Source organism: Flavobacterium sp. ZT3R18 (assembly GCF_007097385.1).
Taxonomy (GTDB): domain Bacteria; phylum Bacteroidota; class Bacteroidia; order Flavobacteriales; family Flavobacteriaceae; genus Flavobacterium.
Genome location: NZ_VJZS01000015.1, coordinates 21,834 through 48,466, shown reverse-complemented (window position 1 = coordinate 48,466; position 26,633 = coordinate 21,834). Strand labels below are relative to the sequence as shown.

Annotated in this window: 20 protein-coding genes; 3 read left to right on the top strand and 17 right to left on the bottom strand. The window is 31.7% G+C overall.

Going from position 1 to position 26,633, the window contains the following annotated elements; translation table 11 throughout:
• Positions 1 to 71: 71 nt before the first annotated feature.
• From FNW52_RS20835 to FNW52_RS14880, 17 genes are all read right to left on the bottom strand, one after another.
• Positions 72 to 218, bottom strand: coding sequence for a hypothetical protein (locus FNW52_RS20835; protein WP_185966004.1), 147 nt, complete (start codon positions 216 to 218; stop codon positions 72 to 74).
• Positions 219 to 309: 91 nt separating this feature from the next.
• Complete coding sequence (locus FNW52_RS14960) at positions 310 to 522, bottom strand: hypothetical protein (protein ID WP_143378250.1); 213 nt, start codon at positions 520 to 522, stop codon at positions 310 to 312.
• Complete coding sequence (locus FNW52_RS14955; protein WP_143378249.1) at positions 509 to 1,711, bottom strand: restriction endonuclease subunit S; 1,203 nt, start codon at positions 1,709 to 1,711, stop codon at positions 509 to 511. The genes FNW52_RS14960 and FNW52_RS14955 overlap by 14 nt, the downstream gene beginning before the upstream one ends.
• Positions 1,708 to 3,810 (bottom strand): type I restriction-modification system subunit M, encoded by a 2,103-nt coding sequence (locus FNW52_RS14950; protein ID WP_143378248.1) that lies wholly within the window; start codon positions 3,808 to 3,810, stop codon positions 1,708 to 1,710. Before FNW52_RS14950 ends, FNW52_RS14955 begins: the two co-directional genes overlap by 4 nt.
• A 1,355-nt stretch (positions 3,811 to 5,165) precedes the next feature.
• Positions 5,166 to 5,675 carry a hypothetical protein gene (locus FNW52_RS14945; RefSeq protein ID WP_143378247.1) on the bottom strand — a complete coding sequence of 170 codons (510 nt, stop codon included), beginning with the start codon at positions 5,673 to 5,675 and terminating at the stop codon, positions 5,166 to 5,168.
• A 29-nt stretch (positions 5,676 to 5,704) separates the two neighbouring features.
• Positions 5,705 to 6,661 (bottom strand): hypothetical protein, encoded by a 957-nt coding sequence (locus FNW52_RS14940; RefSeq protein ID WP_143378246.1) that lies wholly within the window; start codon positions 6,659 to 6,661, stop codon positions 5,705 to 5,707.
• A complete protein-coding gene (locus FNW52_RS14935; RefSeq protein ID WP_143378245.1) occupies positions 6,645 to 7,169 on the bottom strand; it encodes a hypothetical protein in 525 nt (174 codons plus the stop codon). The genes FNW52_RS14940 and FNW52_RS14935 overlap by 17 nt, the downstream gene beginning before the upstream one ends.
• On the bottom strand, positions 7,162 to 8,349 hold the full coding sequence (locus tag FNW52_RS14930) for a PilN domain-containing protein (RefSeq protein WP_143378244.1): 1,188 nt from the start codon (positions 8,347 to 8,349) through the stop codon (positions 7,162 to 7,164). Before FNW52_RS14930 ends, FNW52_RS14935 begins: the two co-directional genes overlap by 8 nt.
• Entirely contained in the window at positions 8,349 to 10,163 is a 1,815-nt protein-coding gene (locus tag FNW52_RS14925) for a type II secretion system protein GspD (RefSeq protein WP_255515608.1), read from the bottom strand. Before FNW52_RS14925 ends, FNW52_RS14930 begins: the two co-directional genes overlap by 1 nt.
• Before the next feature lie 99 nt (positions 10,164 to 10,262).
• Positions 10,263 to 11,666, bottom strand: a complete 1,404-nt coding sequence (locus FNW52_RS14920; RefSeq protein WP_143378242.1) for a GspE/PulE family protein — start codon at positions 11,664 to 11,666, stop codon at positions 10,263 to 10,265.
• A 483-nt stretch (positions 11,667 to 12,149) separates the two neighbouring features.
• Positions 12,150 to 12,584 carry a type IV pilin protein gene (locus FNW52_RS14910; RefSeq protein ID WP_143378240.1) on the bottom strand — a complete coding sequence of 145 codons (435 nt, stop codon included), beginning with the start codon at positions 12,582 to 12,584 and terminating at the stop codon, positions 12,150 to 12,152.
• A 74-nt stretch (positions 12,585 to 12,658) separates the two neighbouring features.
• The gene (locus tag FNW52_RS14905) at positions 12,659 to 13,780 is read right to left on the bottom strand and encodes a type II secretion system F family protein (RefSeq protein WP_143378239.1); all 1,122 of its coding nucleotides are present in this window, start codon (positions 13,778 to 13,780) and stop codon (positions 12,659 to 12,661) included.
• Positions 13,780 to 14,265 (bottom strand): type II secretion system protein J, encoded by a 486-nt coding sequence (locus FNW52_RS14900; RefSeq protein WP_255515607.1) that lies wholly within the window; start codon positions 14,263 to 14,265, stop codon positions 13,780 to 13,782. Before FNW52_RS14900 ends, FNW52_RS14905 begins: the two co-directional genes overlap by 1 nt.
• Positions 14,258 to 14,605, bottom strand: coding sequence for a hypothetical protein (locus tag FNW52_RS14895; protein WP_143378238.1), 348 nt, complete (start codon positions 14,603 to 14,605; stop codon positions 14,258 to 14,260). The genes FNW52_RS14900 and FNW52_RS14895 overlap by 8 nt, the downstream gene beginning before the upstream one ends.
• Entirely contained in the window at positions 14,580 to 15,791 is a 1,212-nt protein-coding gene (locus FNW52_RS14890) for a hypothetical protein (RefSeq protein ID WP_143378237.1), read from the bottom strand. Before FNW52_RS14890 ends, FNW52_RS14895 begins: the two co-directional genes overlap by 26 nt.
• Before the next feature lie 6 nt (positions 15,792 to 15,797).
• Entirely contained in the window at positions 15,798 to 16,694 is an 897-nt protein-coding gene (locus FNW52_RS14885; protein ID WP_143378236.1) for a toxin-antitoxin system YwqK family antitoxin, read from the bottom strand.
• Between the two features lie 149 nt (positions 16,695 to 16,843).
• Complete coding sequence (locus FNW52_RS14880) at positions 16,844 to 19,567, bottom strand: reprolysin-like metallopeptidase (RefSeq protein ID WP_143378235.1); 2,724 nt, start codon at positions 19,565 to 19,567, stop codon at positions 16,844 to 16,846.
• Between the two features lie 414 nt (positions 19,568 to 19,981).
• Between FNW52_RS14880 and FNW52_RS14875 the strand changes: the two genes are divergently transcribed.
• The 3 genes from FNW52_RS14875 to FNW52_RS14865 are packed head-to-tail and all read left to right on the top strand — an operon-like array spanning position 19,982 to position 26,620.
• Positions 19,982 to 20,431 (top strand): OmpH family outer membrane protein, encoded by a 450-nt coding sequence (locus FNW52_RS14875; protein ID WP_143378234.1) that lies wholly within the window; start codon positions 19,982 to 19,984, stop codon positions 20,429 to 20,431.
• Positions 20,418 to 21,020, top strand: a complete 603-nt coding sequence (locus FNW52_RS14870) for a hypothetical protein (protein ID WP_143378233.1) — start codon at positions 20,418 to 20,420, stop codon at positions 21,018 to 21,020. Before FNW52_RS14875 ends, FNW52_RS14870 begins: the two co-directional genes overlap by 14 nt.
• A gap of 8 nt (positions 21,021 to 21,028) precedes the next feature.
• A complete protein-coding gene (locus FNW52_RS14865; RefSeq protein ID WP_143378232.1) occupies positions 21,029 to 26,620 on the top strand; it encodes a hypothetical protein in 5,592 nt (1,863 codons plus the stop codon).
• Positions 26,621 to 26,633: the final 13 nt, after the last annotated feature.

Below are 26,633 nucleotides of genomic sequence, written 5' to 3'. Positions count from 1 at the left end.
GGAAATTCTTTTCTATTTTTATTAAGAAATATTTTATTTCTATCATTTAGTGCAGTTTCGTTGAAGGCAATTTAACCGGATTTACCATCACTAAATTTCTTCAGCTCACTTCTCATTTTTACTTGAAAAAAGGAATGAGCCGTGTTAAAAGCTTCTCCAACAAGTGCTTTATTGTCTTTGTCAATTACTGACAAGTCATTGCCTGCATGATTGCTCATGTTTAGTTGTATGCTTTTTATTTTGTGTTCTCTAAACAAAACTTGAGCTGCTTCTAACAAAACCAAATCAGAATAGATGCGATTGCTAATTTCAAAAAAAAGTTAAGTCTTGATAAGGGCCAAAAGTTATTTTTTCTCTTTTTGCCCAAAGCATTACTTGCAAGGTTTCCTGATTTGGAAAAAATAAATTACTATTGGCTATTGCATCGTTATATGCTGTTGTTAATGCATTTAATTTTTCTAACGACAAGGTTTCTTTAAAGCTTTGCGAGAGTAAAAAAGTTTCCTTTTTAGTTTTTTCCATAAGCTGAAACGGGCTCTGCTGCCATTAAGTTTTTTTCTTCCTCCACTAAATGCTCCACACTCAATTTACCACTAATTAATCGTGGCAATAACAAATCTCGGGTTTCTTGAAGGAGTTGGATCTTCTTGTTCAAGGTAATTATTTCATTTAAAAAAGGTAATGTTGTTTCACCAAATTTCTCAATAACAGTTATACAAGGCTCAATTAATTTGATATTATGAAAGCCTTCATTAGTCAATGAAACTTGTGTTGCTCCATTTGCAAATACATCTTTGTAATTGTGAAATGAATTGCTTTTTATTAACCAAAATAAATAAGGTAGAAATTTTTCATTTGGAGCTTTTAAACCAAGAAAACCACTTGTTAAAGCTAATTCCTCAATGAGTTCTTTATTTGTTTCTGAAAAAACTAAAACTTTGTATGTATTACTCATTCTAGCAAAAAAAACAGAATTTAATTCCGGTACAAGTTGTGCTCTAGATGGTTTATTTTCCCAATCAATAATTTCACCTTGTCCTGTAATATTAATATCTGTAACATCAGCTGTAGCTATATATGTTTTAGTATCATTAAACTTTTTTAGTTTAGCTTTTGACATACTAAATGAAGAAAATTCATCGATAGGTTTTTTTTTCCAACCCTCAGGCAACCCTTCAATGATTTTAGCATTTTCAAAACCAGGAAAACGCAACCTTACAAACCATTCTTTATAAATTTCTTCTGCCATTTCTTCTAATAGCTTGATGCGTTGCTTGTTGTTTTCAATCAATTCATCATAAGAAGATAGGATGGAGGCTATTTTACTTCTATATTCCTTTTTGGGGACTTTTAATTTTAGTGAATGTATATGATTTCTATTTAATGTAGGGTTTGCTGCACCAGCATCAAATTTTTCAAAATGAAGAACCTGTAATAGATAATAAATAAATTTAGGATCATTACCCTTAAAATCTTTAATCCATAAAGTAGTGTCATGTGGCCAATAGTTTTCAGATGAAAAATACACTTTGCCCAAAGTACCCTTCCTTCCAATAACAACTCCAGGTCCTTTAACCTTAAATTCGTTATGATAACTTGAAATTCCTCCAGAAGATATGATAGGTATTGAACCGGCCGTTTGCTCTTTTACAGTAATGTCGAAACCTCTTTGAAGGGTAATTAAATCGTCTAACCTCAACTCTTCGATCATACAAATAAAGATTTAATATTTTCTTTAATCAAAATTCCTAAATTAGTAGCGTTTTCTTCTAATTTGTCAAGTTTTTTAGATTGAGTTATTATTTTATTTTTGAAGTCTAGAACACTTGTATTATCATCTTCAATTTCTATTCCGACATATCTCCCTGCATTCAAAGAATAATCTTGTTCCTCAGCATATTCTATTTTATCAGCTACTTTACATAGACCCACTACGTCAATATATTTTGCTTCTGGGAAACGAGATTGTAACCAATCTAAATTGGTAAACCAATAATTTACTTTTTCAATAGCAGTTTTCCATTTTTGTTGCAATTCGTCCAAGGCTTTCATTTGGTTCAGACCTAAGTTTGCCCAGTCTTTGTCGGTTTTAATTTTTAATAGTTTATCTGCTGCTCCCCAAATTTCAGTTAAAGTGTCTTTGTTGGTTTTTAGCGTGGCATCTAGTTCTTTTAGTTGGGTGGTGTAAACGGCTAATTTTTTTGAAAAAGCCAGCTGCTGTTTGTTGGATGTGATTGCTTCGTTCCTCGCAATGACTGGTAAAGACAATTCCGGTAAAACCAAATCGTTTATTTTTTGGAGTACCCCACTTTCATTTAGTTTTTTTAGGGCATCGCCTTTGTGTTTGGCTTTGCTGTCTAGAGCATATTGTTGCAAGTTTGTAACAACTGTTTTTAATTGATTATTGAAAACCTCAAACGAAGCAGGCACTGCTTGTGTCGCTTCATTTGCTTCTTCTATATAATGGCTTACTAATTCCAGGTAACGCTCGTTTTCTCCACGATACAAGCGCACAATGGCAGTCAGGTTTTGGATGTGTTCTTCTTTCCATTCACGATGCGCACGATCTATTTGGTGATAGGTATTTCGGGCATCAATAAAAAGAATTTGGTCTTTTCGCTCTGTGTTTACTTTTTGTTTATCAAAAAACCAAAGTGTTGCTGGTAATGTAACGGTAAAAAACATATTAGAAGGCATAGAAACCATACAATCTACAATGCCACTATCTACAATTTTTTTACGAATGTCGTATTCCGAATTTCCAGCATCAGAAGCGGAGTTGGGCATTACAAAACCGGCTCTTCCTTTTTTGTTTAGCGAAGTGGCAAACAGAGAAATCCAAAGGTAATTGGCATCGGTAATGCTGTCGTTGGTGTTTTTGCCTTTGTTTTTGGGTAGACCGTATTTATAAAAGCGTTCATCGTTTTTTACGGTAGTTTCCTTTACAGATTTTACATTAAACGGCGGATTGGCCATTACGAAGTCGAACTTTCCTAAACCATTATAAGGATCATTTTCATAGGAGTTGGTTTCGGTAATTTCGCCACGAATATTATTGACCATCAAGTTCATTTTGGCCAAACGAGCGGTTTCGCCCATATATTCCTGACCATATACATAAATATCGCTGAGGTCATGTTTGGCTTCTTGTACGAACGTAGCACTTTGCACAAACATTCCACCGGAACCGCAGGCAGGATCGTAAATTTTTCCTGCGTAGGGTTCAATAACTTCTACAATAAAACGAACGACAGAAGTTGGCGTAAAGAATTCGCCTCCTTTTTGTCCTTCACTCATGGCAAATTCGCCAAGGAAATATTCATAAATCTTCCCAAAAATATCCCCTGTAGCATCCATTGGAATATCAGAGAATGTTTTTAGTAATTGTGGTAGTATATCGGCTTTCTTTTTTTCTATGTCAAAATAAGCTTCTTTAGGCAAAACGTCCTTAAACTTTTCGTCTTGGTATTCTTCAATGCCTTCCATAGCTTGTCGCAAGGCTTTTGCCATGCTTTGGTCGCCAGGAAGTGTAAGTAAATAATCATAACGGGCATGATCGGGTAAATAGAACCCACATTTAGCCAAAGCAATAGAAGCTAAAGAGCGTTCCATGCGCGTTCCTTTGTCGGCTTCGTATTCCTTAATGATCTCGGCTTCGTAATGGGTGTATTTATTTTCTGCAAATCGTAGAAAAATTAAACCTAATACGGGAACAGCATAATCAGCCGCTTTTAATCCACCATACGCTCTAAGAGAGTTAGCAGATGCCCAAAGGTCATTTTCTAGTTTTTTGAGTTGTTCGTTTGTCATTATAAATTATTTGTTTTCTTCGTGTTTTTTTTAAACCACAATAAAATTTCTACTATTCGATTTCTTAAAGATTCAACGGCGTATCAAAAAATCATATAGCCATTGTGGTTTTTATCTATAATTACTATTTACTTCGTTTAATGGTGATGAGGTCGGATAAATAGTTGTTCCTAAAGGTATTACTTCAACTACTGTTTTTGATAAATCTAAAGACATATACTAATTTAAAATTATGGAAGTTGAAAGCCGTTAAAACGTAAAACTAATTATTTTTGAATCAATAACCTATTCAAATAATGAACAGTTAGCTAGGTGTTTTCTATAAACTATTGCTCGATATTTATAATCAGTTCATTACAATCAGAAAATCAAAAATAGCCTTTGTGTTTTATTTAATTTTACGGTTTTCCACATTAGATAGAAATAATGTGCGGATTTATAATCTCACCTCTTATTCCTCGTTTTTTTTATCAAAAGCAATCAATTTAAATGTAATTCGCAGCTCATGATTTTATTAATAAAGCATAAACAGATATCTATACCATTGGATGTCGTTTATTGTTCCTCTGAAGTATTTTAAAGAAAATATTCTCAAAATAGTTGTAATAAAGGTGTAAAATAATTTAACATTATATAATTTTCCTTGTCGAAGGATAGATGCGTCCTATTCTTAGAGGGTTTTGAGTGAGCTATTCAGAAGTTTAAGAAAGATAATTGGATTATCTTTCCCAGTGGAATCGATGGGGCTACAGTCGAACAGTTATATAATTATAAAAGCGCTCCAGCAATTTTTAGTGATTTATTTTGAGATTTTAAAATTGATCTCTGAAAGGCATCTAATGAACTTTATTGGTATAACCACCAGTGGAAAACCTGTACGCATAAGATTTGCGAGGCGTTGAAACCATTTGTTTTCCTACTGGCGGAGAAAAAGGCTCCGCAGCCTTTATTATTTTTCTAGTAATTTAGGGGAGTACAATATGCTATTTAAGAATAGTGTTACCAATGGGGTAATTTTCAAAGTTTCTATATTGCTAAAAGTAGATGAAAATTGATCATCATGAAATAAATAATGATTGATTTTTGTTGAAACATGTTTTGGTTAGATCATTATTAAGAAAAGTGGAGCTGTAATAAAAACATAAATTAATATTTGTTTACTAATGTTTTTATATGTTTTGTTGATCTAATTGAGAAGGTGTTGCAGATACAAAAACTATCAGATTTATTATTGAACACCATTGTGTACTAAAAAATGCTAGCTTAAACCGAACTAAGAAAAGCTTGTGTTTATAGGTGTGATTAGTAAATTATTCTTGTTCTCATGATAAGATAGATTTTTTAGGAATTCAAAACTAATTTAATCGAAATATTTTTTTTTCTCTATTGAAATCTAATTCAATAGAATCTTTAAACACTTTTTTCAATGTTATTCCATCCGATTGCTGATTTAGTTTTAATCTGTATAGTTTTTTATCTACGTCGACTAGAATCAATAACTCGCTATTTCTATCTTTAGAATTAATATAGCCATGATACGAAATTTGGGGCCAGATTACAAACTCTTTTTGTTTTACAAGTGCATTTTTAACTTCTTTTTTTATAGTTACTTTTTTAAAATATTGCTTTTTAGAGGATGAAGAAATGTATGTTTTGCTTTCTTTGTTTAAAAAAGGATCTCGTGCAATATTACCTAAGGCGAAAGTGTCCTTATTTATCTTGTTAATGGTTAGTTTGGAATTAAATTTCGCACCGTTAATCGTTTTTTTATCTAAAAAGAAATATTGGCTTAAAGTTTTTGATGCAACAAAACCCCACACTGTCAAAACAATTAAGATTAAAGCAATATTTATTTTCTTTTTCATATTGATGATTGAAAATTTAAAAAATTTGATTATTTAATTATGAATTTAAAGGGAGTACTATAAATACTCACGTTCTCTGCTAGATCAGTAGCTTTAATTCTCCAATAATAATTTCCAATTAATGTAAAGGATTTTTCAAATGTAGCGGTTGAAACGATGTTTTTTTGGATTATAGTTGTAAAATTCACATCGTTTGAGAATTCTATTGTATATGAAATGGGCGATTGAATAGCACCTATATCTGCTAGTATTGACCAACTAAAATTGATTGATTGATTGATTGTAAAGGAGGCATTTTGTGCAGGAAGAGTGTTACTAGGTTGGTTAGGACTGGTTCTGTCAACTGAAAATGTACTTGTACTAAATAGTGTTTCAGATGTTCCATTTACTCCTTTTACTTTCCATTTGTATTTAGCCTCGGCACTTAAATTAGTGTTGTTTATTATAAGAGTAGGATTTATTATATTTGTATCCTGAAAAACTACAGTTTCTCCATTGGTCATATTTAGTAATTCAAACTTATAATAATCGGCCAATGTAAGCGCTGTCCAACTGCATGTTAGGGTGCTACTTTTGGTGTAATAATTATCTGCGGGACTTTTTAAAATTACTTGTTGTTTGCTCAAATCAGTTGATTCAATTACAGAGAAGTCAGCTTGAATTGAATAGGAAGATTGGTATGCGAAATTCTCGCCTCTTACTCTCCATTGGTATTCACCTTGAGGCAGTGGATATGTTAAATTTGTTTTGGTTATCAATGTGTCTAATATTTTTATTTTGTCTACTTTAAAGATTTGGATGCGATATTTATTCACTTTAGTAAGACTATTCCATTTAAAAATCACCACGTTACTTTCTGTTTCTTTGAAATTTATAGGAGAAATAAGTTCTACCATATCATTTATTATGTTTTTTTCTAAGATGTCGTCGCAAGAAAATAAAAGTAATGCAATTGCGATTAATGAAACTCTATTTATTTTTTTCATAATTTTGAAATATAATTTTAAAATGTAAAAGATCTGTTTTGTTGTTTTTTTTTGAGATGTAGTAATGCATATTTACTATTCTTGAATAACTAAAATTTTTCTCAAAATCATAACCCAATTGTAGTAGTTGATTAACGTTACCTGTAACATCCAGTTGATTTGTGATAATAGTATGGTTTTCATCTTGAAAAAGGTGTATTGGTTCTAAAATGTTAATTGATACTTCAGGATGTCTTTTCGATGTGAAGTTTACAATTTCTTGTTGAATAGCCTCTTTTGACACACCCTCTTTGCCAATTATCCTGTCTAAATAGGCTACTTCTTCATGTAAATTATTTGAATTACCAGATTTTTTATTCACATCTTCATTTTTTTTTGATAAAGTATTGTACTCTTTCATTACTTGAACTAATGTGTGAAATGATCTTTTGTATGCTGTTATTGCAATTATAAAAGTCAAAACTAGTAATGCTAAATTTTTTTTCTTATAGGAATATTTTTCAAACATTTTTGATTGCAATTTTTACTTCAAATTGAGATACGTTTTTTTTGTCTTTTTTAAAACTAATAATTTCAAAATTTTCTAGCCAATTCATTTTTTTTAAACGCTCCATCCATGTGTTAAATGATGATTCATTCAAAGTTTCTCCTTTTACATTAATAGTATTTGATTCAAAAATTAATTTTTGGTTTATTTTTGGCTCTTTAGTTAATGGAGTTATTTCTAAAACAGTTAAAGAGACATCTTGTGGGACTATTTTAATGATTTCATAAGAGTAGAAGGATAGAAACTTTGAAGAGGAAAAGCCAGACTCTAATAATATTTTTTGTTTGTTTTCTTTTTGCTTTTCTAAATCTAAAGTTTGCTGATAATTCTTATCGGTGTAAATATTTTGAATAGTAAGGTCAGCATTTTTTGATGAATAATATTGTATTAAAATAAAGCTTACCAAAAGGGAAATTAAAAAGCCAATTAGAATTGAGATCCCCAAATATTTAAAAGCTTTTTTATATATAATTTCATCTGTGTTTAAAGTTTCAATTTTTGCTTTTGAAATTTCCTTAGATTGAATAAAAAAATCAATTACAGTGGCATATAAAGGCAAGTATGTGTTAGTAATTGTTTCTTTTCCTATAATGTAATCTTCTTTTTTTGTAAAATCAGTTTGTTTTACAAAGTTATGTAATTTGCCATTTTTGAATTCTAATAATAAATCATTTGAAAGGATTGTTTCTTTTTTTATAGAATTAATCAATATTGCTGATATGAAAGCTCCTAAATAAACATCAATTATTTGAAAATTGTTTTTTCTAAATTTCGTAATGGTGTCATTTATAATATTTTTTCTGCTAAAGCTTATAAAGTCAATGTTTAAGCCTTTTAGACTGGTGTGATATATTGAGTTTAAATCTATGTTTTTGTACCAGCTTACATCTGCTTCATTATTGAAATCAATAGCCTTGTTTAATACCCCCTTTCCATCAATAAATAATAGTAACGGAAAATTTTGATCTATATTTTTTTTGAGGTCTTCAAATTTAGAAAAAGATGACATAGAGACAATATCTACTTTATTTGCCCTTTTTTTAACAGTTAAGACATGATATAGCTCTTCATTTTCGTTTTTAATGATTCCTACAACATGTAGTTCGTTGATTTTTATTATTTTAGTTAGAATCGGAATCATTAATATACTATCGTTGGCTTGATGAATAAATGTAATTTTGACGTGCTTTTACCTTTTTGTCGACTACTGAAAAACCATTTAATAACAGGTATTCTAGAAATTAAGGGAGTCCCTGTTCCAGAATTCTCTTTTTTTAATTCATCTAGCCCTCCTAATAAAATCATTTCATTGTTTTTTACCCTAACCAGGGATTCAAACTTTTGCGTAGCCTTTCCAGGAGGCGCATCTTGACCAGCTCTTGCCAAAAAGGAGCTTTTTTCTACAGCGATGGTTAAAGTTACATTTTCATCAGTTGATACAAAGGGTTTTATGGATAAACTTAGATTTGCATCTGTAGATTTCCAAGTGCCTGAATTCAAAACGTCATTTCCTATGTTGTTATTTATTAATCGATTAGTTTGTTCGAAATAGTAACTGGTTTCACCTATTGATAATTTAGCTTCATGACCACTGATTGTAGCAATTTTTGGTGTTGACTCTACATTAATTATAGAATTATTTTCAAGTAATTTTAAATTGGCATAAAACGATTCTGCAACTTTTCCTAATTTAAAAATGCCAAAACCATTAAAGGCGTCAATTAGAGTATTTAGAGAAGATGAATTAATTACAACATCTGTGGTGGGGAATACTGTCCCACTGGTAACTACCTTATTTAATCTATCTATCCCAGCCTTCATTCCTGTTTGAATAGAATAGGATTTATTATATTGAACAATAATTACCTCAATTTGAACCATAGGTACAATTTTGTCTATTTGTTTAATGTATAATTTTAATTCATCAACTGTATTTTTTGATCCAGAAACTATTAATCCATTTAATTCTGTAAATTCCTTTATTTCTAATTTATCTGAAAATACTTTTGGTAAAGAGCCAAGAACCAGTTCTATGGATCTGTTTTCCATCTGTATTAGTTCAGTTACTCTTAATCCTTCAGCAATTTGTTCTCCTATTAAATAAAATTCGCCTTGCTTTTTGAAGGTGTATTTTTTTCCTTCAAGGATTTGTTCTAAAAGGTCATCAAATGTTATATTTTCTACTGATAGTGTTATTTTTTCGTTTTCTGGTTTGTTATAAAAAAAATAATTAATTTTTAGTTTTTCTGCGGATTCAGTTATTAAATCTGCAACATCAGCTGCATATGCTTTTACAGATAGTAATCCATTCTTATTTGTCAAAACATCATAATACCCTGGTAGCCCTACTGCAGCTTTAGGTTGTTTGGCTTTTAAATTTGAATTGCTATTTGTTGAATTCATGGTAGATTCTATATTGTTTTTTTCAATATAATAAATACCATTATCATCTTTTGTAGCTAATAAATCATTTGACTTTGCAATCATTTGTATTACTTGATCAAATGGTCGATTTAATATATAGGCAGAAACCGTTATGCTTCTTATGGCTGGTGCCAAAATTAAATTTTTATTCGTTTTGTTTGTAATCTCTTTAATAACAGATGATAAGGTGTCGTTTTCTAGTTTAACAGACAAGAAATCATTTAACGGATTATAGGTAACATCAATTATTTTGGCAGTTTTTTTCGGAACTACAATTTTTTCTACTCTTTTGTTGAAAATGATAATGTTGTTTCTGAAAGTTACTTCGAGATCATATTTTTGAACTAAATGTATAAATACGTCTTTGACTTTTACATCAAAAAAATTATTGGATACCATTTGATTTAAGCTTTGATCAACATCAACATTTAATTGATGATCTTCTGCGATAGTTGAAATGAAGTCATGAAGTGTAAGTCCATTTATATCAATTTTTATAGATTCTTCAAGTCCTTTATTTTGTGCTGACATTGCATCAAAATTTTTAACTAATTCATTTATATCTTGTTGCGCAATAATAGTATTTGTGAAAAATAAACCAATTAGAACGTAAATAATTTGTTTGAGCATTTATATGTTTATTAAAATAGAATAAATTTCTTCTAGTGCCGTTTCTCCTTTTGATAAGATATCAAATGCCTTTTCTGACAATGATTTGTAGTTATCGTTAGTGTTAAATTGTTTTGATATTGTATTGTTTTTTATGGCTTCAACGATAGTGTTTTCAATCGGTAAAACTTCATAAATAGCTGTTCTTCCTTTATAGCCAGTATGGTAACATTTGTTACACCCTACTGCTTTATAATAACTAGAAATTTCATAAGGGAATTGAAAATTATTAGGAAAATCTTTTTTATTACACTCAATTTCTTTTTTACAATCATCACATAATTTTCTTATTAATCGTTGAGCAACCGAAAGGTTTAAAGTTTCGGCGATCAAATACGATGGAACTCCCATGTCGATTAATCTTGAAATGGTTCCAATTGCGGAATTGGTATGAATGGTTGATAATACTAAATGACCTGTCAATGATGCTCTAATCGCCATTAATGCGGTCTCTGAATCACGAATTTCTCCTAGCATAATTACATCAGGGTCTTGTCGTAAAAACGATTTTAAAGCAGTTGAAAAAGTAAGTCCGATGTCCTCTTTTAATTGAACTTGATTGATTCCTTTTAGTGTATATTCAATTGGATCTTCTACCGTAACAATATTTCTTTTACTGTCATTGAGTAATCTCAGAGTAGCGTATAGAGTTGTTGTTTTTCCAGATCCAGTTGGACCGCTTATTAAAATTATTCCGTTCGGTTTTTTTACTGCTTCTAAATAGTTTTCTAATTCTTCTTGTTGAAGACCAAGAGTATTCAAATCAATATTTGAGGCATCTTGTCCTAGCAAACGCATGACTATTTTTTCCCCAAATAAAGTGGGTAAAATAGAGACTCTTATGTCAAATGAATCGTTTGTAATTCTTCCATCTTGAGGCAAACGTTTTTCAGTAATGTTGAGTTTAGCTTTTATCTTTATTTTATTGACTAATTCTAGATAATTGTCTCTTTCAACTTTATAACGCTCGATTAATTGGCCATCAATTCTAAACCGAATTCTAGACGAATCTTCATAAATTTCAAAATGAATATCACTGCATTTTAGAGATTTTGCTTCTCCTAATAAATTTTCAAGAAAATCACCTTTGTCAACATTAATCGATTTACTTGAACTCGTATGTCGTTCTTTACGATAGTAAATTGATAATGCTTTTTCAATTTCTGATGAATCAAACGAGATTAAGATAATGTTTTTTCCAAGAAAAAGTTCTAATTCTTCTTTCGTGTCTAGATTGTTATTCGATTCATCTATATAAAGTTCTAAACCAGAATCTGATGTGGTTTTTGGTAATACTCTATACTGATTTGCTATGTCATTGGACAAAACATGCTGGTTTTCTGGATGAACTATTATAGTTTGCATTATAGCACAGAGATTTTTGGGAGGCTTAATAAACTATCCATTGCAAGAATTATAAATAAAAATAAGGACGAAAATCCAGCTAGAGGAACCGTATTGTGTTTCATTTTTTTTCTCAATGTAAACTGTAAACAAATAGCGAAAAGCATTGAAAGTATAAAAAAGAGAATGTAGTTTTTAAGATTGAATAATGGGGTAATTGTAATATAAAACAACAAATCACCTAATCCAAAATAGTTCTGAAAAGGATTTAAAAAGCGTTTGTTTTTTAAACTCATATAAATGGTTAATATGCTCAGAGTGATTAAAAAAAAGGATGCATTTAGTAGTATTATTTTGTTAGAAAGGTTATTTTCAAGCTTTACTATCAAATAGGACGAGAGAAAAATCAGTATAGGTAAAAGCACATGAATTGCACGGTATTCCCAATCTTGAAAAAATACAATTAGTAAACAAAGTAATAAACCTATAAAAATTATATCCAATTTATTCTTTTGTTACTTCTGTTAACATTTTCTTACTGTCAATTTCCCAAGTGTTTAAGGTTCCATCTCCGTCCAAATCTGATGTTGCTGTTGCACGGGCTAGAAAGGAATCATTTGAAGCTTCAACAATTTCAATTTTATATACCGCTTGTCCACCTTCCTCAACAGTAAGTTCTGTCTCAAAACCAAGCTCTTCTAGGTTACTTGAATATTTTGAATGTCTATAAAAATGGCTTTTTTCTAATCCATAGACTTGATTTAACATTGCTTGAGCTTCAATCGCTTTTGCCTGACCAATCACTGATGTTTGGTTAGGTAATACCATTAAAAGCAGTATTCCAATGATGCATAATACAATTAAAATTTCGGTTAGAGAGTAGGCTTTAACCATTGCTTTTTTATTGTTTTGAAAGTGTTTCTTAATGTTATACAACATCTTTATCTTATTTTATTCGTTAAAACTTGTTAATTTCAATGACGGCAAAAATACAAATAGTAATCAAATTATTGTTATTTATTTATTATTTTACTTAAATCAAACATTGGTGCATACATTGACACCATTATAACCCCTACAATCACTCCAATTACTATAATAATCATGGGCTCTAAAATGACACCTATCATCTTGGTTTGATGACTTATTTCCTCATTATATTGCTCTGTTAATCTTTCGAACATAGTTTCAAGTTGATTGACCTGTTCTGCTACTTCAACCATAGAAACCATTTTATTCTCGAATACATTATGTTTTTTTAAACTTTCATGTAAGGAAGCGCCTCTTGTTATGTTTTCTTTTATTTCTTGAATCGCAATTTCAATAGGGTAAAAGCCAATCATTTTTGCGGTCAACGTTAAAGAATTTATTAGTGTCGTTTTAGAAGTAATTAATAAATTCATGGCTTGACAAAATCGAGAAATATAAATTTTTCGAATTAAGTTCCCGAAATACGGTGTCCTTAAAATTATTTTAGAGGTAAATGCTCTATAGTTTTGTTCTTTTTTCAATAGAGTATGTGTAGTAATTAGCCCAATTATAACAGCTAATACAACAGTGAAAATTGCCCCTGAATGATTTGATAATTTTATAATGATTTGTGTACTTTTAGGCAATTCACTTCCAAATTGTTTAAAAACAGAACTGAACATTGGGACTACTTTATTGAGCATGAAATAAAGTACTAAAAACGTGACTAACATTACAATTGCAGGATAAGTTAGAACGGAAATGATTTGCCTTTTCATTTGAATTTTTCTGTTGAAATACTTTTGTAATTCGGCTAATACTTCTTCTAGTTTTCTAGTTTCTTCCCCTATTTGGATGCTGTAATATTCGTAGGGTGAAAACTGTTTTGTTTCTTTTATTGATTCATATATACTTCTTCCTTCTACAACTTTATTCTTAAGTTCAATAATTATTTCCTTTTCAAATTTATTAGTAGATTGATTACCTAATATTTCTAATGCTTTTTTAAAATCTACTCCAGATTTTAAAAGCATACTCAGCTCTCTGTAGAATACTTCTTTTTGTTTGTCGGATAGAGATTTTGAAAACTGAAGGTTAATGCTTTCAATTTTAACAGGCTTCTTTTCAGATTTTACAGGTTTATAGGTGTTTAAATCAAAACTCATTAGTCTTTAATTTTGTTTAATAATTCATTTGCATAAATGCGTTTGTAGAATTTCAAGTCCATTTTGTTTTCGTTTACTTCTATGTTGAACTTTAATTTTTGAAAAACAACTTGTTCAGATTTACTTTTTACGGTATCAATGGTTATTTGTTTTAGCTTTATTTTAAAGGTATCTATAAATATTTCGTTATTTCTCAATGTATAGTCTTCAAGGAAATTGTATTTTATAATTTCACCTGAATAGCTTTTGAAAGTAATTTCATTGTCAATAACAGTCATTTTTTCATTTTCAAAAATATCTTTGTTAAGACTGTAGGTCAACCGGTTTAAATCGCAAATAAGTTCGTTTTGGTTTTTGTAATCTATCATTCTTTCTGTTACAATAGAAAAAACGACAAAGATTATACTCATAATTATAGCCGTTATGGCCATGCCAACAATAGTTTCTATTATTGAAAAGGCGGATATCATTCTTTTGTTATTCATGATTCTTTTGAATATAAAAACTTTTTTCAAACTCAAATTGTGTGCTGTCTTTAAATCGTATGGTTGTTTTTTTTAAGCCTTTATTTATGTCTTCTTCTTCAATTATGAGGTTCTCGTCTTCGTTTTCATTCAATAATGAGTCGTTTTTTATTTGTGATAAAAAGAATAATTCATTTACTTTATTCTGTGTAGTATAGAATTTTGCAGATGTTCTTGACGTAAATACGGTTGCGAAAATCAGAATTGTAAAATAAAAGCAAATTGAAATAATAGTCAAAGCAATTATGGATTCCAATATAGAATTTGCTTTAAGGCTATAAGACTTTTTTAATGATACCATGAGATAGGCTTTTTGAATCAAATATTGGAATTGAAATAAAATAGTTGGGTCTTTTTTTAGCATTAATTTCTATATCCGAAATAGTGTTGTCATAGGATGCAGATTCTGTCTTATGAAATAACCGGTTGGTATAAACAGAACCATATACTTTAGTTTTTAAAAATAATTTTCCAGTACAATATATGTCTCCAAATAACAAACCGTCTTCTTCTATTTCAATACTATTTTTGTCTATCATTTCGTTTGTGTTGCCAAATAGCACTACGGAGCCAGTTATTTTACACTTTTTTTTTATTTTTATTTTACTTTCATCACTAGTTTCATTATAAATGCATAGTACAGAAGGGTAGTTTAAAATAACATTTTGTTCCAATTCTATTCTTTCCGATGCAAACGCCTGAACAGTTCCTTTAAATCCAGATTCAAATGTTATTTTTGGGGCTATCAATATTACATCTTCTAAAACGGTGTTTTTTTTAATGTGCAACGAATCTTTGGAACGTAAAATAAAATTGCCTTTAAAAATCACATTAGAAACGTTGGAATTTAGATAGATTTCTTTAGTAGTATTAAAAAAAGAGTTGAAGTATAAAGAATCTTTTGGTTTTTCTACATCAGATAAATTTGTTTTCTCAGCACGTATTCCGTAGAATATTTTCTTAAAATTAGGATTAATCTCTGGAAGTTGATTTTCAGAAATAGTGTTTTTTCCATCAATCAGGAGTTGATTGGGTCTATTATTGATATAAGCAGTTTCAATATAGGTTGATGGGAGTGAATTGTCTCCGATTAATTTTACAGTGCCAGTATAAGTAAGAGGTTTAGAGAAATTGGCTAAAAACAATGCTGTTTTGTCTTTGGTATAAAGACCTATAAAATGAGCAGATTGGATGGTGTCTTTATTGGTTTCCGATTTTACCAGCAAAAGGTTTAGCAGGCCGTAGGGTCTAGTTATATAACTTCCTGTAATACCTGATTTTTCATCTTCAATAGGTTCTTGTGTTACCTCTTGATTCTCTAATGCAAAATTTACTGTTGATTGATTGTTAATATATAATTCTTCCTGAAGATTATAGTATAAATTGAGTTGCCCATATAAATTCGAAAAAAATAATATCGCACCACAAATTATAGAGACAATCAAGCAAATATAAATAGCATATAATAAACTGTGAGCCTTAACCATTTCTTTTTATTTACTTGTTTTCTTTTTAAATAATTTATTATAAAATTGATTAAATAAATTTTCTTTTTTAGGTATAGTTCCAGAGTTTATATTGGCTTCTTTGTTTGCTTTTTCTAAAGCTTTTTTCTTCTTTTTTTCTTCTTTTTCAGCCTTTTTGTTTGTCTTGTTAGTTAATCTTGTTGTTTTTTTAGTCTCATTTGCTTCTTTTTTGCGAATCTTGGCATTAGCTTTTTCATTTTCTAATGCTAATTCTTGTGCTTTTATAAAGTCTTTTTCAGTGTTTTTTGCAGCAGTTATTTTGTTTTTTTCAGTTTCGATCAACATTTTTTTGTTTGCATCGTCTTTTAACGTTTGTAGTTTTAATGTTAGTTTATCTAGTTTTGATAATTTTTGTTTTTTCACGGTTTGGATTCCATTGTTATAATAAACAGTGTCTTTTTTTGCAAGATCATACCATTTTCCCTGTTTTTTATCGTTTTTATAACATCCTGTTTCTGCAACAAGTCCATTTTTATCGTATTTGTAATACATGCCTGTTCGTAGTCCCTTAGTCCATTTTTGAGTACTTTCTATTGAACCATTGGGATGCCATGTTTTCCAGATGCCTATTTTTAAACCATTTTTAAAGTTTCCTTTTTCGGCGATTTGATTACTATGGTAGGTTTTTAAAAACATTTCATTTAGTAGATCTCCTCCAGATCCACCTTGAGCACTATGAATAGCACCACCTTTAAACCAATAATATACTTTATTCGGTTTTGGAGTAACACTTTTATCTGTAACATAAAATTCATACCTGAAATTTTCATCAGAAATACGTTTTATGCTATAGGGGTCTGAAAAAGAATAGGATAAAAATATTATGGGGAAATATAAAAAAAGAAGTGTTATTTTTGTTTTCAAAGTGAAATAGGTTTATAAATGGGTACAAGATAGTATAATATTTAGTTTTTTAAATATGATTGTAGCCTTTTTATTTGGTTTGTCGTTAGGGTTCGTTTCTTTTTTTTGTTTTATTCAAAATTTAGTTAGTAGCATTATTTGATTCGATTTTACTCAATCACTATTTTTTTCACAGTTTCTTTATCTCCATTAATTATTTTTAATAGATACACCCCCGTTTGAATATTATTCAATTGTATGTTTTGTTTAAAATTTGATTCGTTTTTATATACTTTATTAAAAATTTTCCTTCCTAATAAATCGTAAACAGAAACTTTTATGTCGTTTGTGCTAGTGCTATTAAACTGGATATTAAAATTCCCTTTGTTTGGATTTGGATATAAATTGAAATTATCGGCTTCAAAACTTGAAGAGGCTAAAGAACTTGATTTTGTGCAGATTGTTAATGAGGCAGACTCTAATATTCCTTTGTCTCCAGGAAACGCATCTCTTATTCGTAATGACCATTTACCTTCAGGATTGAGATTATTAAATGCAGTTAGTGGTTGAGTTGGGATGACTGTTTGTAAGGTTGCTTTAGTGCAAGAAAGTGCAATTCCAGAATCATCAAAATTTATAAATAGTTTATCATTTGAAGCACCGCAAAAACTATCAAACAATTTTACAACTATTCCTTGGGGATTGACTAATTCTATTTGAACATCAGGTAAATAGGGATGCGTAAGTTTTACTTCAATATTTATGTCTGCTATTTTTTCTGTGGATGATGGTACGTCTATTATTAATGGAGTATATACTTCAGATTCTGGTATTGAAAAAGGGGTTGTAAAAGTGTATGTGTTACAAGGAGAAGCAATTGAATTTGTAATCGAAAAAGATTGGCTATTCACAGCGTAATAAATGTTTGCTGTTGGTTCTATCAATATTCTACAATCTGTTGCATTACTATTTGGTACTATTATTTGTGCAGATCCATTATTTGGTATATTAGACGCTAATATTGTTGGAAAAGTCAAACCTTTATCGGTTGAAAGTTTGATGTTTATATTAGTCGAACCTGGTAAAGTATTCGTATTGTTTACAGTCCAGTTTATTGTTTCTGCGGTTCCGCCAACCCAATTTGAATTAGGATTATTTTGTGAGATTATTGCAAATGGACCCGTACTAGCATTTACAGTTACCAGCATAGCATCGGTTTTGCTTTGTCCTAAACCCAAAGGAGCATTGTCTCTTCCTGTTAGAGTAAAGTTCAGTGCTCTACTTATTGATGAAAGCGATTCCCAGGTAGTGTTTAATTGGCCTAATAAAACTTTATTAAGCTCAGGCATATATCTAATGGGAGATATACTTGGCAGTTTTGATATAAAGAGGGGGCCATTGAGTTTCGTTTCATAAGCGATACTTTTTTCTCCACTTTCAGTATTGGTAGCTGAATCATTTTGCTCCCAGCAATAAGTCATAGCATTCCCATTTGGGTCGGAACCCGAACCGGTTAAGATAAATGGAGTTTTTTTTGGAATGGTGTAATCCAATCCTGCGCTTACTATTGGTGTTTGATTACTTAATATTGTGTTTACGGGACAAGTTTTTGAGGACAAATTATTTTGTATTTGCAATATGCTAGCATATCCAAAATAATCATCAGAGTGATTTTGAATGTCATAGCTAGTAATGCCAGCATATCCCATAATAGTTGACCCACTACCAGGCTCAACACTTACTCCTGTACCTTCCACATCATATGAAAAAGTATGGTTTGCCCCTAGCTGATGTCCCATTTCATGGGCTACATAGTCAATATCAAATGTACTTCCTTCTGGTTTTGAATCGGCAGGTGATGTATAGGCACTACCTTTTCCTTTGGTGTAAACTGGTGTTGAGTTTGTATTTGTTATTGAGCTGCAAACACACCCAATACAGCCAGCATCTCCGCCACCTCCAGAGGCAGCAAATAAATGACCTATGTCATAATTTCCTTCTCCTATCACATTGGAAATTGTACTTTGAACTTCTTTATTCCAAGTTCCGGGGCAGTCTCCCGTGCAGCCAGGAATTGTTTTTAATCCTATTGTTTGATCTGAATAAGGGTCCGTAATGGGATTGGTAAATAGGATCAAGTTATTATTAGGAATTAGTATTAATTTTAATGCCAAGTCTTTGTTGAAAATTGCATTTACCCTTGTCAGAGTAGCATTCATACCAGCTAAAGCTCCTGCTACAGTTCCTCCAAAATAATTTGCATATTCACCTGTACAGGATAAGGCCAAACGCATGGTTTTAAAAATACTATTACTGGAGTTTAATTGGCCGCTTTTTTTTGTTAAATCTTTATTTAATGCAAGATCGGAAGTTTTACATCGTAAAGCCAAAACATCTTTGTTTCTATTTTTTGAAGTTGATACCACATAAATTGATTTATCTTCGGTCAATGGTTCAATATATTCTGAATCGCTATCGCCTCTTAAAACCATGGTCTGTATGCCATTTGGAGAAAAGCTAAAGCTAATAGACGCATTTGGGTCTGTAATTCCAGTTCCTGAATAGGCACGAATATTAGGGTATTGTGCTTGCAATTCTGGAGAAAAATTTGAAGACTCTTTTACCGAAAATTCCTCCATTGTTCCATTATTGTTTGGAATTGAGATTTTTATGGTTTCATTTTTTTTAGATTCATTTTGAAAACCGTCAAGTGTTTGTTTTAAGTCTATTTCATTCAAAGTGTAAAGTAAATTCTCTTTTAAACGGGGATTGCTGGCAAGCCTTTGATATGAGGTATAGTTTACTTTAGTTATTGCTTTCCATAGAGGCTTCTCTTGTGAATACCCCGTAAAACATAAAGCAAAAATTATAAAAAAAGATAGGAATCTATTCATGAATTTAAAAATTGAATGGCTAAATTAATTATTTTAATTGGAATGCAAGAATAGTACTTATACATTTAATTTTGAATGTTTTTTCACAAAAAAAAAATAGGTACAATTGCTGCAATTTTTAAGAAATACCTTCCAAGCAAAAAATAGACACTAAATAGTTTTAAAGTTTGTTTTGGTTGATTTTTTGTTAAAAATACATGTTAATTTAATTTGCTAGAGAATACTTTTTTTAACATTACTTATTCTGCTAAATAATTTTTTTTTAAGTTTTTTCATGTTTATTTTAAAGTTTTGTATTTTTTTGCTTGTAAATTCTTAAATAATTCTATTTTTGCATTTTTAAAAATTAACAAGTTATTTGTGCTTAAAAATAAATTTACCTTTCAGTTTGTAGTCAACGTTCTGCTAATAAGTATGTTGACTCTTTTTTTACTTTTTTACTTTTTTAAATCGGATAAAGAAATCGTCTATGTAGATAATGTAAAATTATTTGATGGTTTTGTGATGACCAAAGAGATGAAGAGGGTAGGAGAAAAAGAATTTAATTCAAGAAAATTAGTTTTAGATAACTTGTATTCCAATTTGCAATCTGCTACAATTTCTGCTTCAGAAAAAAAAGAACTCATGCGACAATTTATTCAAGGAAAGGAAGAATTGGAGCAGTTCAATCAAACTTTTGCTGCTGAGCAAACGGATAAAATTTGGTCAAGAATAAAAAGTTATACAGCTGAATTTTCTAAAGATAAGAACTATCAATTAGTGGTTGGGTCAGATAATAAACAAGCCGTTTTGTTTGCAGACGAAAAAATTGATGTTACCAATGATCTTCTTAACTATTTAAATAAAAAGTATGAAGGTCTGTAATACGTTATTTTTTATTTCTTTTATATTTCTTCTTGTTTCTTGTAAAAAAGAGCCGAAAAACAGTCAACCAGATTCTGAAATTAGAGATCGATATTTCAACCTTGAAAAAACAGGTTGGAAATCCCGTGCATACACCCAAAAAGTCGATGATATTGGTTTTACCGCTACCGAAGTTCCCATTCAATATTATTTATTAAAAGATCTAGGAAATGAAAACCTCAAACAGGTAGATTCTCTGTATGAAGCAAATAAAACAGAGCGAGTGATCGAATTCGTTTTTCAGCAAGATGAAGAGAAAGATTTACTAGGAAAAGATTTTACAGGTATGGATTACACCGCTGCTGTAAAGTATATGTCTTTTGGTCTTGATAAAGATTTCTACGTAGTGACCTCAAAAAAAGATACAATTCTTTGTTCCGGTGTAAATTTTGAACGCAATTATAAAATAGCTCCTTATCAAAAAGTACTATTATTCTTCTCCGGAATAGCCCCCAACGATAAAATACAATTGATTTACAATGATTACCTTTTTAGAAAGGGAACATTAAAATTTAAATTCAAAGATCCTTTTACCCCTATAGCCTTATGATCCAACAAGTGAAAAAAAGTAAGTTAAAAAAAACAGTTGCTATTTATTTAGCGATGATGATTCTTTTAGAAACGTTTCAGCCTATGCAACTGTATGCATTAACTGGAGGCCCCTCACAACCAGAGTTTGAGTCATTCACGCCTATCGGGACCTCAGATATGGTGGACTTAGCCAGTGGCGATTTGAATTATAATATTCCTGTTATGGATGTAGGCGGGTATCCTTTGAACTTGGCTTATAGTTCTGGTGTATCTATGGATCAAGAAGCGTCCTGGGTGGGATTGGGATGGGATCTTAATGTAGGACAAATTTCAAGACAGCTCAGGGGATTGCCTGATGATTTTAATGGGGATGAAATGATTTATGAGAATAACATGAAGCCCAATGTGACAGTAGGTTCTAAAGCTAGTATATATGTCGGCTTTACAGGTCTAAGAGAGTTGAAAGCGAATCTTGGAATGGGAATTAAATATAATAACTATGATGGTTTTACGGCCTCTGTAAATGGTGGACTAAGTGTTCAAATTGCAAATAGTTTAAGAGTAGGAATGAATTTAGAATCTTCAGCCGCCGAGGGCGTTACCGCTTCTCCTACTTTGTCTTTTAGTAATAAAAACAAAGATGGAACTTCTAAAAATACTGATGTGGGTCTTAACGCAGGCGTTAGTTATAACAGTAGAAAAGGGGTAGAGAGTATGACATTGTCTGCTTCCGTTAAAAAGAAATCGGATAACTCGACCGTTAAGTCAAAGTGGGAAGCAGATAAAAGTGGAGTTTGCGGTATTTCTGGATCTGTGTCCTTTTTAGACGCTTCATATACTCCCACTAAACGGGTAGGTATGGTGTCTAATAATTTCATGTTTAGCCTTTCTCTTGGTGGAGAAATTTGGGGAATTGAGCCAACACTAAATTTTTCAGGATTTAGAACCAGTCAAGGAATTAAAGACTCTGAGAAATACAAAGTAGAAAAAGGATATGGCTTTGAGAACACTTACAATGCAGGAAAATCCGATATTCTTGATTTTAACAGGGAAAAAGACAGAACATTCAATAAAAACACAACTTCATTACCCATTACAAATAATACCTATGATTTGTACAGTATTCAAGGACAAGGAGTCTCAGGGATGTTTCGCCCATACAAATCACAGGTAGGATATGTTTATGACAATGAAGTTACTGATGGAAGTTTTGGTGGTACTTTTGGGCTTGAAATTGGGGTTGGTCCTGGGGCACATATTGGTTTTGATGCAACAGTAACTATTGGAAAAAGTAGTACTTCGTTATGGGAAGATTCAAATCCTGCTTTAGGGAGATTCAAAGAACAGCGAAATGGAAATAAACCAGATTATGAAAAAGTTTTTTTTAAGAATATTGGAGGTTTTCATACCGATAAGGAGTATGGTTTATTTAATGATAAATTAGGCGGATATGACCCAATTAAACTGGGAATTACTGGAGATGGATTTTCTAGAAGAACCGATGTAAATTATACTACCGATAAAGCAAGTATTGCAAATAGTAAAGCTGTAATTAGAGAAAATCGATTAGCAAGAAATCAATCTATTGAAAAATTGACTAAAGCACAGGCTAAAAAATTTGGATTTGCAAAACAGTTTAGTCGCTTTGCCAAGGATAATCATACTGCCGAGATAAGAATCACAAAAGAAGGGGGTGAACGCTATATTTATGGGAGAGCCGCCTATAATTCTATCAAGAAAGAAGCAACATTTGATGTAGGAACTACTCCAGAAGTTGATTCTAAAAAAGGATTGGCAAAATATGTCCCTGGTAAAGATAATTCAGCAAGAAATAGTCAAGGAGGGGACCAGTATTTTAACAGAGTTACTACCCCAGGCTATGCCCATTCCTATTTATTGACAACTGTTTTATCCTCGGATTATCAAGATTTGAAAGCAGATGGCCCATCAGATGATGATTTGGGCACCTATACCAAATTTGAATATGAAAATAAAACAAAGGATAACATTTATAAATGGAGAATTCCATTTGATGCCAATCAAGCCAATTTTGACGAAGGTTTACGCTCTAGCAAAAAAGACAATAAAGTCAATTATTTGTATGGCGAAAAAGAAATCTTATACATTAAGAAAATAGTGACCAAAACCCATATTGCTATTTTTCATCTTTCCGAAAGAAATGACGGTTACGGAGTGAAAGATGAGAATGGTGGAAGAGGTGATGATTCAAAAATGTATAAGTTAGACAAAATCTCACTGTACTCAAAACCAGAATATCTAGCCAATGGAGAAAAAGCAGTACCAATAAAAGAAGCTCATTTTGAATATAATTATAGTCTTTGCCAAGGAATTGATAATAATATAAATAAAGGTAAAGATGTAGAATTTAAGGGTCAACAAGGAAAACTAACCCTTAGCAAAATTTATTTTACCTATAAAAATTCGAACATGGGTAAATTTACGCCCTATGTTTTTAACTATGGATTTAATCCTTCTTATGACATGAAGGCTTATGATGTTTGGGGGAACTACAAACCTGTTGATAATAACGTTAGTCTAGCTACTACTGCTCCGTTATCAAATGCCGAATATCCTTTTGTTGACCAAAAAGACAAGGTAAAAACGAATGAATATACTTCGGCTTGGTTGTTAAAATCGATTCATTTACCATCAGGCGGACAGATGGAATTAAATTATGAATCGGATGATTATGCTAAGGTACAGAACAAAGATGCCATGCAAATGTTTAAAGTTGTAGGTAGCGGTAATAAAAATGGACTTGTAGCGGCTAACATCAACGATTCAGAAAAAAGGGCTATAAAAGAGTTGGGCAATTACATTTATGTAGAACTTGATCACAAAATAGTAGATAAGTCCTCCAATAGCAACCGTTCTATCGCAGACATTTTTTATGATCAGTATCTCAAAACTATAGGAAATGAAGAGAATCCACTCTATTTCAGGTTCTTACTTAATATGGCAAATCCAAATCCCTCTCCAGGGATTAATGGGACGGATAAATACGATTATGTTACGGGCTATATGAAGATTAATAAAAAAAATAGGGGCGAATATGTTTTCAATGAAATAAATGGAAAACAATATGTGGCCATACCACTCGAATATGTAGGGAAAGGAGATGGATTTAATAGTGATGCAGAAGCAAACCCCATCCAAAAAGCAGGTTGGAACTTTGGAAGGCATAATTTGAACAGGCTCGTTTATAGTATGGACAACCAGGAAGACACTAATAATTTAAAAGGTATTGTTGTACAATTGATTGGTTGGTTGCCTACCTTACTTGATATTTTTAAAAGTCCGAATGCTAAATTAGAACAAACAGGGATTGCCAGTAGATTTATTACTGGTAAATCGTGGATACGTTTGATGCAACCTGATGCCAAGAAACTAGGAGGTGGCAGTAGAATAAAAGACATCCGCATTCATGATCAATGGGATGTGATGACGGAGCATGATAATAACGCTAACTACAAACAATTTTATGGTCAAAAGTATTTGTATAATGCAGTTGATCTATACGGGAATCCTACAGAAAAGTCTTCTGGGGTAGCCACTTATGAACCTCTAGGCTGTAAAGAAAACCCATTTGTAATACCATTTTATGATTTAAAGAAAAGAGAGTTGCTGTTAGGGCCAGAAAACGATAATTATGTCGAAGAACCGTTTGGGGAATCTTTTTTCCCAGCGCCAAAGGTAACCTATAGTAGAGTAACCGTTAGTAATTTACCCAGAGATCCCTACGACAAGGATGGAGTAACAATGGCTGTAAAAAAACACGCAACAGGTACAGTTGTGACCGAATTTTACACAGCCAATGATTTTCCAACCATTGCTGATAGAACAATTATGTCTGGTGGGTTTAAACAATCTAGTGCTTTGGCTAGTTTCCTAAATTTAAAGGTCAGGAATAATTTGACCTATTCACAGGGTTACACTATACATACCAATGATATGGATGGTAAAATGAAAAGCCAACGAGTGTATGGTGAAGGACAAAAAGATGCCATATCTGGAGTGGACTATAATTATAATACGGTTTCCAATAGAGAAAGTAAAAACAAGGGTTTATTAAACAATACGATACAAACGGTAGATTCCAAAGGCGTTATAGCACCTAAAATAGTGGGTGTTGACTATGATGTAGTCAATGATTTTAGAGACTGTAAGTCTAATAGTTCTACTTACGGAATTCATTATAATACTGCAATTTTGCCATTTACTATTATAGTTGTCGTAATTCCTATCCCCTTACCGAGTTATTCGGGTGACGAAAGTCAAATGCGTACAGCTGTGACCACAAAGGTTATTCATACCTCTGGAATCCTTGCAGAGAAAGTGGCTTATGACCTAGGATCAGTAGTATCTACCAAAAACCTGGCTTGGGATGCCGAAACTGGAGAGGTATTGCTGACCGAAACGGTGAATGAATACAAAGATAATTACTTTAATTTTAATTTCCCGGCCTATTGGAGTTATGATGGAATGAGTCAGGCCGCAAAAAATATTGGACTCGAATGGGGTGTTTCCCAAACGGGTAATAATCAATATCAGTTTACAGGAAACAAGGCTGCTGATTATTTGATTGATGGTGACGAAGTTTGGTTCAGCGGAACAGCCCCTGATGGTAAAACCAAAAATGCACTTAAGGCTTGGGTTGTACAAGTAAAAGATTCTGGTTTTCAGTTGATAGATAAAGACGGATTACTGGTTAAGGCAAGTACCATTACTACAGGAACCCTAAAAGTCATACGCTCCGGACATCGCAACATGCAAATGGCTTCTATGGCGAGTGTAACTTCTATGCGAAACCCTTTGTATGATTATGATGCCAATAACAAAATAACGACAGTAAAAAAGAATATAGGAGAAAACCCTTTCTTATCGACCACTGCAAGTGATCGAATTGTCAATGCCTCCGCTATTGAGTACAATAATGTATGGCCGTCGCAATGTGAGTGTAATTTGCCTAAAATGTTTTTTGCAGGTGATAAACTGAAATTTGAATACGAAAATGGCAATAGCCAGGACGAGCAAGACGATATTATCAAGCGTTCTTATAACCCGTATTTGTATAACATATTAGGAAATTGGCGAGCCAATAAATCATACGCCTACCTAACCGGAAGGAACTACACCATAGACCCAACCCCTCGTAAAACAGGATATTTTGCTGATTTTTCTCCGTTTTATATACTTACAGGCGGAAAATGGGGGATTACGGTCGATAATTACAAGCGATGGACATTTGCCTCACAGGTTACCCAATACAATCCTTATGGGCAGGAAGTAGAAAACAAGGATGCTCTAAACCGCTATTCTGCTGCTTTGTACGGGTACAACAATCGTTTCCCGGTAGCTGTTGCTTCCAACACCAAATACAGTGAGCTAGCCTCGGATGGTTTTGAGGATTATGACTCCATTGCCTGTGCGAAGGAATCTCATTTTGATTTTAAAGCGCAACTAAAAGTCAATGAAGTGAGCGTCTCTACCAAACAATCCCACACCGGAAGGAAAAGTTTAAAAGTAGAACCGAGTAAAAAAGCAGTATTAAAAAAACAAGTTGTTAGCTGTAGCGCAGCAGGAGTAATCACTAAATAAGAATAAAACCAAG